General features: G+C 73.5%; 14 protein-coding genes. 6 read left to right on the forward strand and 8 right to left on the reverse strand.

Going from position 1 to position 13,760, the window contains the following annotated elements; translation table 11 throughout:
• The first annotated feature begins 98 nt into the window (after positions 1–98).
• On the forward strand, positions 99–2,201 hold the full coding sequence (locus ABLE53_RS02850; protein ID WP_348857083.1) for a DUF6077 domain-containing protein: 2,103 nt from the start codon (positions 99–101) through the stop codon (positions 2,199–2,201).
• On the forward strand, positions 2,198–3,814 hold the full coding sequence (locus tag ABLE53_RS02855; RefSeq protein ID WP_348857084.1) for a glycosyltransferase family 2 protein: 1,617 nt from the start codon (positions 2,198–2,200) through the stop codon (positions 3,812–3,814). Before ABLE53_RS02850 ends, ABLE53_RS02855 begins: the two co-directional genes overlap by 4 nt.
• On the opposite strand, the gene ABLE53_RS02860 is transcribed toward ABLE53_RS02855, so the two are convergent.
• The 4 genes from ABLE53_RS02860 to ABLE53_RS02875 all read right to left on the reverse strand — a co-directional run bounded on the left by ABLE53_RS02860 (position 3,778) and on the right by ABLE53_RS02875 (position 6,809).
• Complete coding sequence (locus ABLE53_RS02860) at positions 3,778–4,509, reverse strand: class I SAM-dependent methyltransferase (protein ID WP_348857087.1); 732 nt, start codon at positions 4,507–4,509, stop codon at positions 3,778–3,780. The two genes, ABLE53_RS02855 and ABLE53_RS02860, sit on opposite strands and share 37 nt — an antisense overlap.
• Entirely contained in the window at positions 4,502–5,002 is a 501-nt protein-coding gene (locus tag ABLE53_RS02865) for a GtrA family protein (protein ID WP_348857088.1), read from the reverse strand. The genes ABLE53_RS02860 and ABLE53_RS02865 overlap by 8 nt, the downstream gene beginning before the upstream one ends.
• Positions 5,003–5,094: 92 nt before the next feature.
• A complete protein-coding gene (locus ABLE53_RS02870) occupies positions 5,095–6,228 on the reverse strand; it encodes an epoxide hydrolase family protein (protein ID WP_348857089.1) in 1,134 nt (377 codons plus the stop codon).
• Between the two features lie 26 nt (positions 6,229–6,254).
• The gene (locus ABLE53_RS02875) at positions 6,255–6,809 is read right to left on the reverse strand and encodes a TetR/AcrR family transcriptional regulator C-terminal domain-containing protein (protein ID WP_348857090.1); all 555 of its coding nucleotides are present in this window, start codon (positions 6,807–6,809) and stop codon (positions 6,255–6,257) included.
• 109 nt (positions 6,810–6,918) lie between these two features.
• Here ABLE53_RS02875 and ABLE53_RS02880 point away from each other — a divergent pair, with 109 nt between their 5' ends.
• Genes ABLE53_RS02880 through ABLE53_RS02890 form a run of 3 tightly spaced genes read left to right on the forward strand, consistent with a single transcriptional unit; the run spans position 6,919 to position 8,869 of the window.
• Positions 6,919–7,545, forward strand: a complete 627-nt coding sequence (locus ABLE53_RS02880; protein ID WP_348857091.1) for a biotin transporter BioY — start codon at positions 6,919–6,921, stop codon at positions 7,543–7,545.
• A gap of 11 nt (positions 7,546–7,556) precedes the next feature.
• Positions 7,557–8,264 carry an energy-coupling factor ABC transporter ATP-binding protein gene (locus tag ABLE53_RS02885; protein WP_348857092.1) on the forward strand — a complete coding sequence of 236 codons (708 nt, stop codon included), beginning with the start codon at positions 7,557–7,559 and terminating at the stop codon, positions 8,262–8,264.
• Positions 8,261–8,869 carry a CbiQ family ECF transporter T component gene (locus ABLE53_RS02890; protein ID WP_348857094.1) on the forward strand — a complete coding sequence of 203 codons (609 nt, stop codon included), beginning with the start codon at positions 8,261–8,263 and terminating at the stop codon, positions 8,867–8,869. Before ABLE53_RS02885 ends, ABLE53_RS02890 begins: the two co-directional genes overlap by 4 nt.
• A 102-nt stretch (positions 8,870–8,971) precedes the next feature.
• Here the strand turns inward: ABLE53_RS02890 and ABLE53_RS02895 are convergent, their stop codons facing one another.
• From ABLE53_RS02895 to ABLE53_RS02905, 3 genes are read right to left on the reverse strand one after another with little or no spacing between them, the layout of a single operon-like run.
• Complete coding sequence (locus tag ABLE53_RS02895) at positions 8,972–9,355, reverse strand: VOC family protein (protein ID WP_348857095.1); 384 nt, start codon at positions 9,353–9,355, stop codon at positions 8,972–8,974.
• Positions 9,348–10,139 (reverse strand): MerR family transcriptional regulator, encoded by a 792-nt coding sequence (locus tag ABLE53_RS02900; RefSeq protein ID WP_348857096.1) that lies wholly within the window; start codon positions 10,137–10,139, stop codon positions 9,348–9,350. Before ABLE53_RS02900 ends, ABLE53_RS02895 begins: the two co-directional genes overlap by 8 nt.
• Before the next feature lie 34 nt (positions 10,140–10,173).
• Positions 10,174–11,586 carry an amidase gene (locus tag ABLE53_RS02905; protein ID WP_348857097.1) on the reverse strand — a complete coding sequence of 471 codons (1,413 nt, stop codon included), beginning with the start codon at positions 11,584–11,586 and terminating at the stop codon, positions 10,174–10,176.
• A gap of 95 nt (positions 11,587–11,681) precedes the next feature.
• On the opposite strand from ABLE53_RS02905, the gene ABLE53_RS02910 reads away from it, so the two are divergent.
• Positions 11,682–12,026, forward strand: a complete 345-nt coding sequence (locus tag ABLE53_RS02910; protein WP_348857098.1) for a cupin domain-containing protein — start codon at positions 11,682–11,684, stop codon at positions 12,024–12,026.
• 40 nt (positions 12,027–12,066) lie between these two features.
• On the opposite strand, the gene cimA is transcribed toward ABLE53_RS02910, so the two are convergent.
• Positions 12,067–13,671, reverse strand: coding sequence for a citramalate synthase (cimA, locus tag ABLE53_RS02915; protein WP_348857101.1), 1,605 nt, complete (start codon positions 13,669–13,671; stop codon positions 12,067–12,069).
• Between the last annotated feature and the right edge of the window lie 89 nt (positions 13,672–13,760).

Here is a 13,760-nt window from a genome sequence, read left to right on the forward strand (position 1 = left end):
ACGGTCCGCCAACCGGACACGCCTCCCCTGCCGGGCCCTCCTCAGCGGGTCGTGGGCAGCCGGATGATTGGATCGCCCACGTGAGGCTGTCGCGGGGGGTGACCACATGGTCGGATCGGGTCTACGACGCGGGAGTCGTGATCTTCGCCGGCTGGACGGTCGCCTACCACGTGTGCCTCGTGGCGCGGCTGGGCGTGCCGTGGGCGTGGGCAATCGCGGCCGTGTGCCTGGTCGGCTGGTGGCTGCTGCACCGGCGGCTGTACGACACCTCCGAGTCGCGCGGCGCCGAGCCCGCTGAGCGCGCCGCTCCTCCCCCGGCCCGCCCGACCACCGCTGCCGCCGACGATCCACCGGTCCCTGCGAGGACCTGTCGAACGCCGCTCCGGCGCCAGTGGACGGTGCTCCTCACGGTGGCCGCGGCGGTGCTGACGGCATTCGCGATGGCGTTCAGCGCGCCGTGGTGGCTGGTGTGGCCGACCTGGCTGCTGGCGGCCGCCGCCGGCGCGGTGACCGCCTGGCGGTGGCTCCGGGCCGCGGGGCGCTCGCCCGTGCCGGCGTACGCCGAGACACCGGCCGCGCGCTGGTCGCCGGTGGTCGTGCTCGCGTGGGCGGTGGCCATGGCCGCGGTCTCGTTGTGGACGCTCACCCCGAACCCGGACGACCTGTTCTACATCAACCTGTCGCAGTGGGTCGCGAGCCACGGGACGTTCCCGATCCGGGACACCGTCTTCAGCAACCTCGCCTATCCGATCGCGAACTGGCCGCCGCTGGCGTCGTACGACGGGCTGGTCGGCGCCGTCGCGGGCCTGCTCGGCGTCAGGGCGGCGTCCGTGGCCTACCTGCTCGTCCCGCCCGTCGGCTCCTTCCTCGCCGTACTCGCGCTCTGGCGGCTGCTCCGCGCCTGGCGGATCCGCTACCCCGTCACGTCCCTCTCGGTGGCCCTCGTGTTCATGCTCGTCGCCCGCGACTCGTGGTACGGCCTGCCGGGGGACCTCTTCGTGACCCGCATGTGGCAGGGGAAGGTGCTGCTCCTGTGCCTGCTGGTCCCGTGGCTGCTGGTGCACCTCGCGAGGTACGCCGACAGCCCCGACCGACGTCGGCTCGTCATGCTGTTCACCGGCGGGATCGCCGGCGTCGGCCTGACGACGACCGCCATGTTCCTCGTCCCCGTCGTCGCCATAGCGGGGGCGGCACCGCTCGCCCGGCGGTCGGTCCGCGGTGCCGTGCTCGGCTGCCTCGCCTGCGCCGCGTACCCGCTCGGAGCCATCGTCACCACCAAGGCGACGGGCGGCTACTCCGCCGACCTCTTCGACACCCGCAGGCTCTACCGGTTCGACGCGGAGTGGGTCGGGCACCTCGTCTTCGCGTCGGGTCCGATCGCGTTCGTGGCCGTCGCGTCGTTGCTGGCGGGCTGCCTGCTGGTCCCACGGATGTCGGCGCGGCTGACGACGGCGCTGCTCGCCGGCGCGTTCGGGATCGTGCTGGTGCCCGGCGTGATCAGGTTCGCGTACGACGTCACCGGGCTCGGCCCCACGCTGTGGCGGATCTCGTGGGGATGCAGCATCGCCGCCCTGGTCGGCGTCGTCCTGGTCAGGCTCGGCTCGGCGGTCCCCGGTCCGCGGAGGGTCGTGCTGACCGGCACCATCGTCGTCACCACGGCGGCGCTCGTCGCGAGCGGGCGGCCGATCACCTCGAGCGCCGACTGGGCGGCCCCCTTCCACTGGCAGCGGGGCCGCTGGGACCGGCAGATGGCGGACCGGGTGCTGGCGGAGGTCCGCCCGGGTGGCGTCGTCCTGGCGCCCAGGGACCTCGCGATCACGATCGCGATCGCGACGACCTCGGTGAAGACGGTGGCCCCGCGCGACTACTACATGGACTACCTGCGCGACGACCCCACGTTCCACTTCCACCAGCGCATGACGCTGTGGCGGTTCGCCAGCAGTGCGGCCGGATGGCCCCCGTACCGCGATCAGGAGATCCGGCAGGCGCTGGCGAAGGTCCCGGTGACGATGGCCTGCGTGCTCAGCTATGCACCACGGCGGGCGCAGGCTCTGCTCCGCCTCGGCATGACACCGGCGCTCCAGAACGACCAGTACCGGTGCTTCTGGAACCACCGGCCGCCGGGCGAGGCGGGTTCCGCGTCCGCGATCGGGGTAACTACGCTCTCAGCAGACCCGAGCGACCGAGAGGACGGTGCATGACGCAGACCGAGGCCGGCCGTACCGTCCGGCACACGCCTAGCGACCAGACCGTCTTCCACCGGCCCGACCTGTTCGGCTGGGCCGGCCACTGGCCGGTCCTGATGGTGGTGGTGGCGGTGGCGTCGGGATGGGGCATCACGCGGGTGCAGCTGACTCCGGCGACGCTGCTCGCGGTGGCCGCTACCGGGCCGGCCGCCATGGTCGCGGACCGGTGGGGGTGCTGGCGGTGGCTGACCGCGTTGGCGACGGTCCCGATGCTGTTGGGGCCGGCGATGACGCTGCGGCTGGCCACGCCCGGGGGGCTATCGCTGCTGGTGGCGACGCTCGCCATCATGATCATGGCGTGGCGGGCAGCACAGCGGCCGGCGGCCTGGCTGTTCGGCGCCGCCCTGCTGGTGCTGGCCGGGGTGCTGGCCAACCTGGCCGGACGGCCGGGGATCACCCTGCTGTCGGGTCACCCGATGCGGCTGGTGGGGCTGGGCGCGTGCGCCGTGGTCGCCCTGGTGGCCGTGGCCGGGGTCGGGCGTGCGCATGCGAGGCCGGCGCGGCTGCTGTGTGCGCTGCTGCTGGTCGCGCCACTCCTCCTGCTCGCCGCGCCGGCGTACGCCGTGCTGCTCGCGCTCACGGTCTGGCCGATGGCCACCGCGATCGGCTGCTCGGCGCTGCTGCGCGGTGATCGCGGCCCGGGCAGCAGCCGCCCCCAGGCCGACGAGGTCGACGAGGAGGTGGCCGCGGCGTTCGCGGCGGCCTACGGCGACCGCGAGCTCGCGGCGGTAGTGATCGTGATCGCCGCCTACAACGAGGCGGGCGGGCTGCCGGCGGTGCTGGAGACCCTTCCGCGCGAGGTCTGCGGGCTCCCCGCCGACGTCCTGGTGGTCGACGACGGCAGCACCGACGGCACCTCCGAGGAGCTGGCCGAGAGCGACGCCTACGTCGCCACCTGCCCGGTCAACCGCGGCCAGGGCGCCGCGCTGCGGCTGGGCTACCGGCTCGCCCGCGACCACGGCGCCCGCTACCTGCTGACCACCGACGCCGACGGCCAGTACGACGTGGCCGACCTACCCGGCGTGCTCGCCCCGATCCTGGCCGGCAACGCCGACTTCGTGACCGGCTCGCGGGTGCTCGGGCACCAGCACACCTTCGACCGGGTACGCCGTACCGGCGTCCACGTCTTCGCCTGGCTGGCGACCTTCCTGACCGGGCAGCGGCTGACCGACACCTCGTTCGGGCTGCGCGCGATGCGGGCCGAGGTGACCGCGGCGGTCACCCTCAACCAGCCGCAGTACCAGTCCTCGGAGCTGCTGCTCGGCGCCATCTCGCACGGCTACCGCGTGCTCGAGGTGCCGGGCACCATGCACCTGCGCTCGGCCGGCAGCAGCAAGAAGGGCCGCAACCTGACCTACGGCGCGAACTACGCCCGGGTGATGCTCACGACCTGGTGGCGCGAGGGCGCGCCGCGGCCCGTGGCGGAGTTCGCCCCCGCGTTCGCCCCGCCGCGCCGCCAGTCGAGCACGCGTCGGCGCGGCACGCCTCCGCCCGGCCCCCTCCGCCCGGCCTCCGGCGAGCGGGGCGCGCCTCAGCCGGGGACGACCGCGACACCGATCACCGACTGACCGAACGGCGGGGTGAGCCGCCGCTCGACGGTGCGGGTCACGGGCACCACGAACCGGTCGTAGATCCGCACCAGCTTCGGGTTCGGTGTCCCGACCCCGCCCCGGCGTACGGTCAGCCACCAGGCGATCCCGCCGAGGAGGTTGACCGGCTTGACGCCCTCGGCCCGCAGGCCTGCGCCCTCGATCGCCGCGGAGAGCGTCGCCGGCGTGTAGCGCCGGAAGTGTCCGACGGCGCGGTCGAAGTCGCCGTACAGCTGCTGGTAGCCCGGCACCCAGAGCACGATCCGCCCGCCGGGCTCCACCATCGAGGAGAGCGCGCGCAGGGCGCCGCTGTCGTCCTCGATGTGCTCGAGCACGTTGATCGCCACCACGGTCGAGACCGGCTTGTCGAGGTCGAGGGCGCCCTCGGTGAGGTCGAAGCGGCGCGCCTCGACCTCCGGCCGGTCGGCGAACCGGGCCGCCATCGCGGCGACCGCGTCGGGGTCGACGTCCGTCACGACGTGCCGCGTCAGGCCGCGGAACTGGGCGGCGAACTCGCCGAGCCCGGCGCCGACCTCGAGCACCGAGGGCCCGCAGTAGGGCTCGATGAGCTCTTTCTGGTAGGCGCGGTAGCGGACCTGGTTGGCACCGGAGGTGTCCTCGAGGCTGCGGCCGGTGGCCTGGGTGAACGCGCTGGTGCCGACGGCGTCAGTCAAGGACAGCCTCCTGGTGGGTCACGGCGTCGAGCCGATCGAGACGTGCGAAGAGCCGGTCGAAGAGGAAGAACCTGAGGATGAACATCAGCCCGTAGACGGCGAGGAACACGATCGCGACCAGGGCGACCCGCACCGAGTGGGCGACCCCGAGGTGGGTGAGCAACGGGTCCGCGGCACCGGTCAGCAGCGTCGCCAGGACGAGCGTGGTCAGCACGATCACGGCGTACGGCAGGATCTCCCGCTTGAAGCTGGGCCGACCGGTGCGGCCCCAGGCCCAGTGCCGGTTCAGCCAGTAGTTGGGGATCGCGCCGGCCAGCCAGCCGACGACGGACGCCACCGTGGTCGAGGTGTCGAGGACGCCGTACATCAGCACGAAGGCGGCCTCGCTGCACACGGTCGCGATCGCCGAGCCGCCGGCGTACTTGAGGATCTTCATCAGCCAGCGCCGCTCGGTGCGCATCTTCGGGGTGCGCGCGGGCGGCGATGGCATCATGGCGTCGAGGGTACCGGGCGCCCGGTCCCGGCGTCGGCTCGGCGTGCCGTCCTCCTCACCGAGTTGCACGGTGCCGAGGTCGATATCGCGACCTAGCGCAGTGCGGCGAGCGCCGCCCGCACCTCGGCCACGAACACCGCCGGCTGCTCCCACGCCGCGAAGTGGCCGCCCACCGCCGGCTCGCTCCAGTAGCGGAGGTCGGTGAACCGGCGCTGCACCCAGCGGCGCGACGGCCGCGGAAGGTCATGGAAGACCGACGCGGCGGTGGGTACGTCGATGCGGTCGCCCGCCCCCTCGGTGAACCACGACGTCACGGTCGCGATGCTCTCCCAGTAGAGCCGCGTCGATGAGGCGGCGGTCCCGGTCACCCAGTAGAGCGTGATGTCGTCGAGCACCCGGTCTCGCCCGAGAACCTCCCACAGGTCGCCGTCGGTCCAGGCCCACAGCTTGTCAAGGATCCACGCGCACAGCCCGGACGGGGAGTCGGACAGCCCGTAGCCCAGCGTCTGCGGGCGGGTCGCGTGGACCTCGCCGTACGCCGATCCCGACCGGTCCTCGAGCGCGGCGATCGCCGCCTCCTCGGTCGGGGTGAGGTCGGCGTACGTCGCCGGGTCCGGCGCCACGAGCGGCGGCGTCAGGTGGAGGCCGAGGATCCGACCGGGGTGACGCAGCGCCTGCATCGTGCTGATGCTCGTGCCCCAGTCGCCCCCGCCTGCAACGTACCGGTCGTAGCCGAGGCGCTTCATCAGGACGGCCCACACGTCGGCGATCCGCTGGATCCCCCAGCCGGGCTCGGCCGGACGGCCGCTGAAGCCGTAGCCGGGCAGGCTCGGGCAGACCACGTGGAGGGCGTCCTCCGCGCGGCCGCCGTGCCGCTCGGGGCGGGTGAGCGGCCCGAGCACGCCGAGGAACTCGACGACCGAGCCGGGCCAGCCGTGGGTGAGGAGCAGCGGCGTGGCATCGGGGTGGGGCGAGCGGGCGTGGAGCGCGTGGACGGCGATCCCGTCGATCTCGGTGACGACCTGCGGCCAGGCGTTCAGCGCGGACTCGGCGCGGCGCCAGTCGTAGTCGTCGGCCCAATAGGCGCACAGCTCCTGGACGACAGCGAGGGGCACGCCCTGGGACCAGTCCGTGACGGTCTCCCGGTCGGGCCAGCGGGTACGCCGGAGCCGGTCGCGCAGATCGGCGAGGACCTCGTCCGGCACGTGGATCTCGTACGGCGTCATCCCGTCCAGTCTGGGAGGCGAGGGCGTCAGACGGCGAGCCGCTTTCGGATCCCGTCCATGACGAGCCCGAGGCCGACGGCGAAGTCGGAGGACTCGCGTACGTCGGCGTCGATCGCCCCCACGGCGGCGGCCTGCAGCTGGGTCTGCTCGTCGGTGACGTGGCCGAGCACGAAGTGCAGCAGCGTGCGGGCGGCGGTCGCGGCCAGCTCGTCGTCGAGCCCGCCGTCCCGCAGAGCGGCGACCACCTCGTCGTACGGCTCCTGCGCGCCGAGCCCGAAGGACCTGACGGTGGCCACGACCTCGGCCCCGTCGCGGTAGGCCAGCATGGCGTCGCGGAGCTCGGTACAGACCGCGTCGACGCGGGCGTCCCACTCCTCCGGCCGCTGCGCCCGCCGGCCCCGCAACAGGATCTCGTCGGCGACGGCGGCCAGGAGCGTCTGCTTGTTGGCGAAGTGGTGGTAGAGCGCGCTGGGCTGCACGCCGAGCTCCGCCCCGAGCCGGCGCATGGTGAGGTCGGCGAGGCCGTAGTCGTCGAGCACCTGCAGCGCCCGGGCGACCACGTCGCCACGGCGGTAGCGCATCCGACCCCCTTCCGGTCCTCGGACCGCGTTGACCAGCGCGGGCCGCCACCCTAACCTGAACGCCGTTCACCTGACCACCGTTCAGGTCCCCGTCGCAGCAAGGAAGCCCATGAGCACGATGTCCGAGCCGACCAGCCCCACCGCCGACACCACGACACCCCCGTCCGGGACCGCCGGACGGCGGCTGTCCACCACCGACCTGGCGCTGGTGGCGGCGTTCGCGGCGTTGGTCGCCGTGTGCTCGTACGTCGCCGCGATCCCGGTCGGCGGCGCCGGCGTGCCGATCACGCTGCAGACGTTCGCGATCCTGCTGGCCGGGGCGTTGCTCGGCCCGCTCCGCGGGACCCTCGCGGTGGCGCTCTACCTGCTCCTCGGCCTCGCCGGCCTCCCCGTCTTCGCCGGCCACACCTCCGGCCCCGGGCCGTTCACCGGCGCGTCGGCAGGCTACCTCTGGTCCTTCCCCGTGATCGCGCTCGTCGTCGGCTTCCTGGTGAGGTACGTCGTCGGCCGCCGGCGTACCTCCGCCCTCTACGTCTTCCTGGCCTGCGCGGTCGGCGTCCTGGTCAACCACGCCGGCGGCATCCTCGGCATGAGCGCCGTGCTGCACGTCTCGCTCGCGAAGGCGGCCTCCTTCGACGCGCCGTTCTGGCTCGGCGACGCCATCAAGGCCGCGGTCGCCGCGATCGTCGCGGCGGAGGTGCACCGCGCCTTCCCCGCGCTGCTGCGGCGTGGCTGAGGCCGTGCACCGTGGCTGAGATCCGGTTCGAGGCCGCGGAGGTCTCCGTCGAGGACGCCGACGGAGCTCGGCGGACGATCCTCCACCCGACGACGCTGACGCTCACGGAGCAGCGGATCGGCGTCGTCGGCGGCAACGGGTCCGGCAAGTCGACGCTCGCCCGGCTGGTCAACGGCCTGGTCTCCCCCACCGCCGGCCGGGTCCTGGTCGACGGGCGCGACGTCGCCCGCGAGGGCGCCGCCGTACGCCGCCGGGTGGCGTTCTCCTTCACCGACCCGGCCGCGCAGCTGGTGATGCCGACCTGTGTCGAGGACGTCGAGTTGTCGCTGCGGCGTACCGTCAAGGATCGCGTACGCCGCCGGCAGCTGGCCCTCGAGACGCTGGCCCGCTTCGGGCTCGCCGAGCGCGCGGACGTGAGCGTCCATGCGCTCTCCGGGGGGCAGCGGCAGCTGCTGGCGCTGGCCGGCGTGCTGGCGACCGGCCCGGACGTGCTGGTCGCCGACGAGCCGACGACGCTGCTCGACCTGCGCAACAGCCGGATGGTCGGCGACCTGCTCCTCTCGCTCCCCCAGCAGCTGGTGCTAGTCACCCACGACCTCGACCTGGTCAGGCGGTGCGACCGGGTGCTGGTGGTCGAGGACGGCCGGGTCCGCTTCGACGGCCCGGCCGGCGAGGCGGTCGACGACTACGTCGCGTCGGTGGGGTCGGTGCCGGCATGAGCCTGACGGTGGGGCTCTACCGGCCCGGCGGGACGCTCCTCCACCGGCTGCCGGTGGGGGCGAAGCTGCTCGGCCTCGCGGTGCTGAGCGTGGCGATCGTGGTGGTCCGCGGGCCGCTGACATCCGTGGCGTTCCTCGCGGCTGCGGTCGTGCTCGCCCTCGTCGGCCGGCTCGACCTTCGCGTCGTGGCCCGGTCGCTGCGCGGCGTACTCGTCGTCGCGCTCGTCGTCGCCGCGCTCCAGTGGTGGCTGTTCTCCCTCGACCGGGCGGTCGAGTCGCTGCTCGACCTGGTGTCGCTAGCCCTGCTCGCGCTCACGCTGACCGTGACGACCGCCGTGACCGACATGCTCGATGCCGTCGTCAGGTGGGCCGCCCCGCTGCGCCGGTTCGGCCTCGACCCCGACCGGCTGGCGCTCACCATCGGGCTCGCGGTCCAGGCGCTCCCCGGCACGCTCACCCTCGCCCAGGAGACCCGGGACGCCGCGCGGGCGCGGGGGCTCGAACGCAGCCCACGCGCCTACCTCACCCCGTTCGTCATCCGGGTCGTCGCCCGCGCCCACGAGACCGGCGATGCGCTCGCCGCGCGCGGCATCGGCGACGACTGAGCCCCGAGCCGGCGCCCAACGGCGGTGTTCCAGCAACCAACCGGGGCCCGCTTCCGGTTGCTCATGCACCGCCGCAGGGGGCTCGGGCCCGAACGACGGTCGCTACGCCAGCGGTTGGTTGAGGAACCACCGGTGCCCGAACGGATCGCGGAAGACGGCGACCCGGCCGACGGGCGGGGAGTCCTCCGGCCCCCGATCGACGACCGCGCCGGCATCCTTCGCGGCGGCGGCGAGCCGGTCCACGTCCGTCACGGTGAGGTGGAGCGTGACGGGGCTGCCGCTCGGGTCCGGCGCGACGACCTGGATCTCCGGGTGCGCGTCGGCCAGCATGAGCCGGGCGCCGTCGATGCTCATCTCGGCGTGCCCGACGCGGCCGTCCGGCATCACGATCGGCTCATAGGTCACCTCCGCGCCGAGGACGTCGGCGTACCACCTCATCGCGGCGCGCGCGTCGGGCAGGGCGAGGTACGGCGTCAGCTCACTCATCGGTCTCCCCTTCCAGTGCCTGCATGAACGACCACAGATGACCCTCGGGATCGCGGGCGTCGTACTCACGTACGCCGTAGGGCATCGTCCTGGGCGGGTTGACGACCTCAGCCCCGGCGCCGGCCACCCGCTCGTGGTGAGCATCGAGGTCGTCCACCCAGACCGCCATGCACGCGGTCGCGGCACCCAGGCTCGCGGGCGAGGCGAGCCCGAATTCCGGTGCCACCCGGTGCAGCCAGAGCAGGCCGTCGCCGGCGGACAGCTCCGCGTGTACGACCGTGCCGGACTCGTCGCGGTGGGGCGGCCCGGCCCCCAGCCCGAAGACCGTGACCAGGAAGTCGGCCGCGGCCTCGAGGTCTCGGTAGACCAGGAGCGTGATCCGGCGGGTGAGCGCGGGCTCCTCGGCAGGCATGCCGGCGAGCAGCCCGATCAGCTCGTCGTCGGTCGGGCGGTCGTGCCGCAGCAGCGAGGCCTCGACGGCGCGTACCTTCTCCCGCAGACGGCCCAGTGCGGCGAGCCGCTCGTCGAGCTCCAGCAGATGGCGCTGCACGACCGGCCCGAGGTCGCCGTCCTCCGGGTCGATCTCCGCCAGCGGCGTGCCGAGGTCGCGCAGCAGCCGGATCCGGTAGAGCCGCGCCAGCGCGCCGGCGTCGTACTCCCGCTGGCCGCGGGACCCGCGCTCGGGCGCGAGCAGGCCGAGCTCCTCGTAGTAGCGCAGGGTCCGCTCGGTCAGGCCCGTCCGCCGGGCGACCTCGCCGATGCGCAGCGACTGTGGCGACTCCATGACGGGGACGCTAGGCCCTGACGCCGCGTGAGGTTCAAGAGCTCCAGCCCGGCGGCTTCCGGTCGGCCCAGGGCACTGCCTCCTCGATCTGCGCGGCCAGCGAGAGCAGCACCTCCTCCTCCGCCGGGCGGCCGGCGAGCATGACGCCCACCGGCAGTCCCTCGGGCGTCCAGTGCAGCGGCAGCGAGATCGCCGGCATGCCCGTGAGGTTCCACGCCGAGGTCCACGGCGTGAACTCGCCCTGGGCGTGGAAGTCGTTCCACGGCTCCTCGTCGTTGCGGAGCGCGCCGACTGGCAGCGGCGGGCTGGCGAGCGTGGGCGTGAGGACGGCGTCGTACGCCGCCAGCGTGCGCAGCCCGTCGGCGGCGTACCTCCGCGCCTCGGCCAGCGCCAGCCCGAACTCCACGCCGCTCACCCTCTCGCCCTTCTCGCCGAGCCAGCGGGTCAGCGGACGGAGCAGGTCGCGGCGCTCCTCCGGCACCCGGCTGGTCGACAGCGCGGTGAGCACCGTCCACAGCGGACTGAAGGTCTTGCCGAGCTCGGGTGCGAGCGGCCGCGGGATGTCGACGACCTCGTGGCCGAGCGACTCGAGCAGACGGGATGCGTCCTCCCACGCCTGCCGGCACTCCGGGTGTACGTCGGCCTCGACGAAGAGCGGCTCGATGAACCGGGCGATCCTCAAGCGGCCTGGCGGTCGGTCGCAGGCCTCGAGGAAGGTGCCGACGGGCTCCGGGGCCCAGTACGGGTCACCCGGCCGGTGGCCCGCGAGCACGTCGAGGAGGGCGGCCGCGTCACGGACCGTGCGCGCGATCGGGCCCGCGGTCGCGAGGCCGGTCGGGTCGCCGTACGCCGGCCCGCTGGAGATCCGCCCACGACTGGGCTTGAGGCCGACCAGCCCGCAGCAGGAGGCCGGGATGCGGATCGAGCCGCCGCCGTCGGACCCCTGGGCCAGCGGGACCAGGCCGGCCGCCACCGCGGCCCCGGCGCCGCCGCTCGACCCGCCGGCCATCCGTGTGCGGTCCCACGGCGTGACGGCCGGCGGTGCGACGTCGGGCTCGGTGTAGCACGGCGAGCCGAACTCCGGCGTGTTGGTCTTCCCGAGCGAGATCATCCCGGCCGCCTCGATCGCGAGGGTGACCTCGTCGGAGACGTCCGGCATGTAGTCCTCGAACGCCTTCGAGCCGAAGGTCGTCCGGACCCCCTTGGTGACGTTGAGGTCCTTGATCGCCGTCGGCACGCCCCACAGCGGTGAGGCGCCGACCGGCTTGATCGACAGCTCGCGCGCGCAGGAGGAGATCCGCTCCTCGGCGATCGTCACGAACGCGCCGACGTCGTCGAGCTTGTCGATCCGGTTGAGGTAGTGCTCGGCGAGCTCGCCCGGCGAGATCTCGCACCGCTGCAGCAGCTCGCCCTGCTCGAGGGCGGTGAGGTCGTGGAGCTCGGCCATGCCGCCAACGTAGACGCTGGCGCCGGGTGCGGGAAGTGGCGCCGCGGGGCCGCTATGTTGGCAATGACGACGACGACCGGGACGAGGAGGTCTCGATGAACGGCGTTTCCCTCTCCTCGCTGGCCGAGGAGCACCTGGCCAAGGCGGCCGACACCGCGGCGGGCCGCAGCTCGCACACGCTGCACGGCGGTCGGGACCACGCGCTGCGGCAGACCCTGATCGCCCTGGTCGCCGGGCAGCGCCTCGGCGACCACGAGAGCCCCGGCGAGGCGACCGTGCAGGTCCTGCGCGGCACGGTCCGCGTCCACGCCGACGGCGACACGTGGGAGGGCGGGCCCGGCGACTACGCGCTCATCCCGCCGGCCCGTCACGACCTCGAGGCGGTCGAGGACTCAGTCGTGCTGCTGACCGTCTCGGTCCACGGCGTCCCCGGGACCTGAGGAGCGCGCCGGGAGCCGGGCCAGCGCGTCTCCGGCGCGGTCAGCCCTCCTTCAGGTGCCGCCGCAGGCCGAAGGTGAGTCCGTCGACCAGCGCCTCCCACGAGGCCTCGACGACGTTGGTGCCGACGCCGACGGTGACCCAGGAGTCCTCGCCGTCGCTGGTCTCGATCAGGACCCGGGTCTTCGCGTCGGTGCCGTGGCCCTGGTCGAAGAGCCTGACCTTGTAGTCGATGAGCTGGAACTGCGCCACGACCGGGTAGGCCTGGGTGATCGCCGTCCGCAGCGCCTGGTCGAGCGCGTTGACCGGGCCGTTGCCCTCGCCGGTGACGACGTACCGGACGCCGCCGGCATGGATCTTGACCGTCGCCTCGGTCTCCTTCTGCGCGCCGCCCTCGCCCACCGCGCCGTTGACCCGCGCCTCGCTGATGACGCGCCACGACTCGACGTCGAAGTACGACGGCCGCCGGCCCTCCACCTCCTCCATCAGCAGCAGCTCGAAGGAGCCGTCGGCCGCCTCGAAGGTGTAGCCGCGGCCCTCGAGCTCCTTGACCCGCTCGGTGACCCGCGTGACCAGCGCACGGTCGCCGGAGAGGTCGTAGCCGAGCTCCTTGCCCTTCAGCTCGATCGAGGCCCGGCCGGCCATGTCGGAGACCAGCAGCCGCATGTCGTTGCCGACCCCGACGGGGTCCATGTGCTGGTAGAGGTCCGGGTCGACCTTGATCGCCGAGGCGTGCAGGCCGGCCTTGTGGGTGAAGGCGCTCGCGCCGACGTACGGCTGGCGGGAGGCGGGCGGCACGTTGGTCACCTCGGCTACGGCGTGCGCCGTCCGGGTGGCCTCCTGGAGGAGCCCGTCGGGCAGCACCTGCCGGCCGAGCTTGAGCTGCAGGTTGGCGACCACGGAGACGAGATCGGCGTTGCCGGTGCGCTCGCCGTAGCCGTTGATGCAGCCCTGCACGTGGGTCGCGCCCGCGTCGACGGCGGCGAGCGTGTTGGCGACGGCGCAGCCGGTGTCGTTGTGGCAGTGGATGCCGACGCGTACGCCGGTGGCCACGACGTCGTCGACCACGTCGGCGACCCAGGACGGCAGCATCCCGCCGTTGGTGTCGCACAGCGCGACGACCTCGGCCCCGGCGTCGTACGCCGTCCGGAGCACCTCGAGCGCGTAGTCCCGGTTGGCGCGGTAGCCGTCGAAGAAGTGCTCGGCGTCGAGGAACACCTGCTGCCCCTCGGCGCGCAGGTGGGCGACGGTGTCGCGGATCATCGCGAGGTTCTCCTCGAGCGTCGTCCGCAGGGCGAGCTCGACGTGGCGGTCGTGCGACTTGGCGACCAGCGTGACGACCGAGGCGCCGGAGTCACGCAGCGCGGCGACCATCGGGTCGTCGGCGGCGCGTACGCCGGCCCGCCGGGTCGACCCGAACGCCGCGAGCCGGGCGTGCTTGAGGTCGAGCTCGCTCTGCGCCCGTCGGAAGAACTCGGTGTCCTTGGGGTTCGCCCCCGGCCAGCCGCCCTCGATGAAGCCGACGCCGAGCCCGTCCAGCTGGCGGGCGATCGCCAGCTTGTCGGCCACCGTGAGGTTGAGGCCCTCCTGCTGCGCGCCGTCGCGCAGCGTGGTGTCGTAGACGTGGAACGCGCCCTGCAGGTCCATGCTCATCTTCTTCGTCTCAGTCGTCGGGGGTCGTCGGGGGTCGTCGGGGCATAAAAAAACCTCTCGGGGCACGAGAGGTGGCGCGCTGG

The organism is Nocardioides asiaticus (assembly GCF_040049175.1).
GTDB lineage: Bacteria > Actinomycetota > Actinomycetes > Propionibacteriales > Nocardioidaceae > Nocardioides > Nocardioides cheoyonin.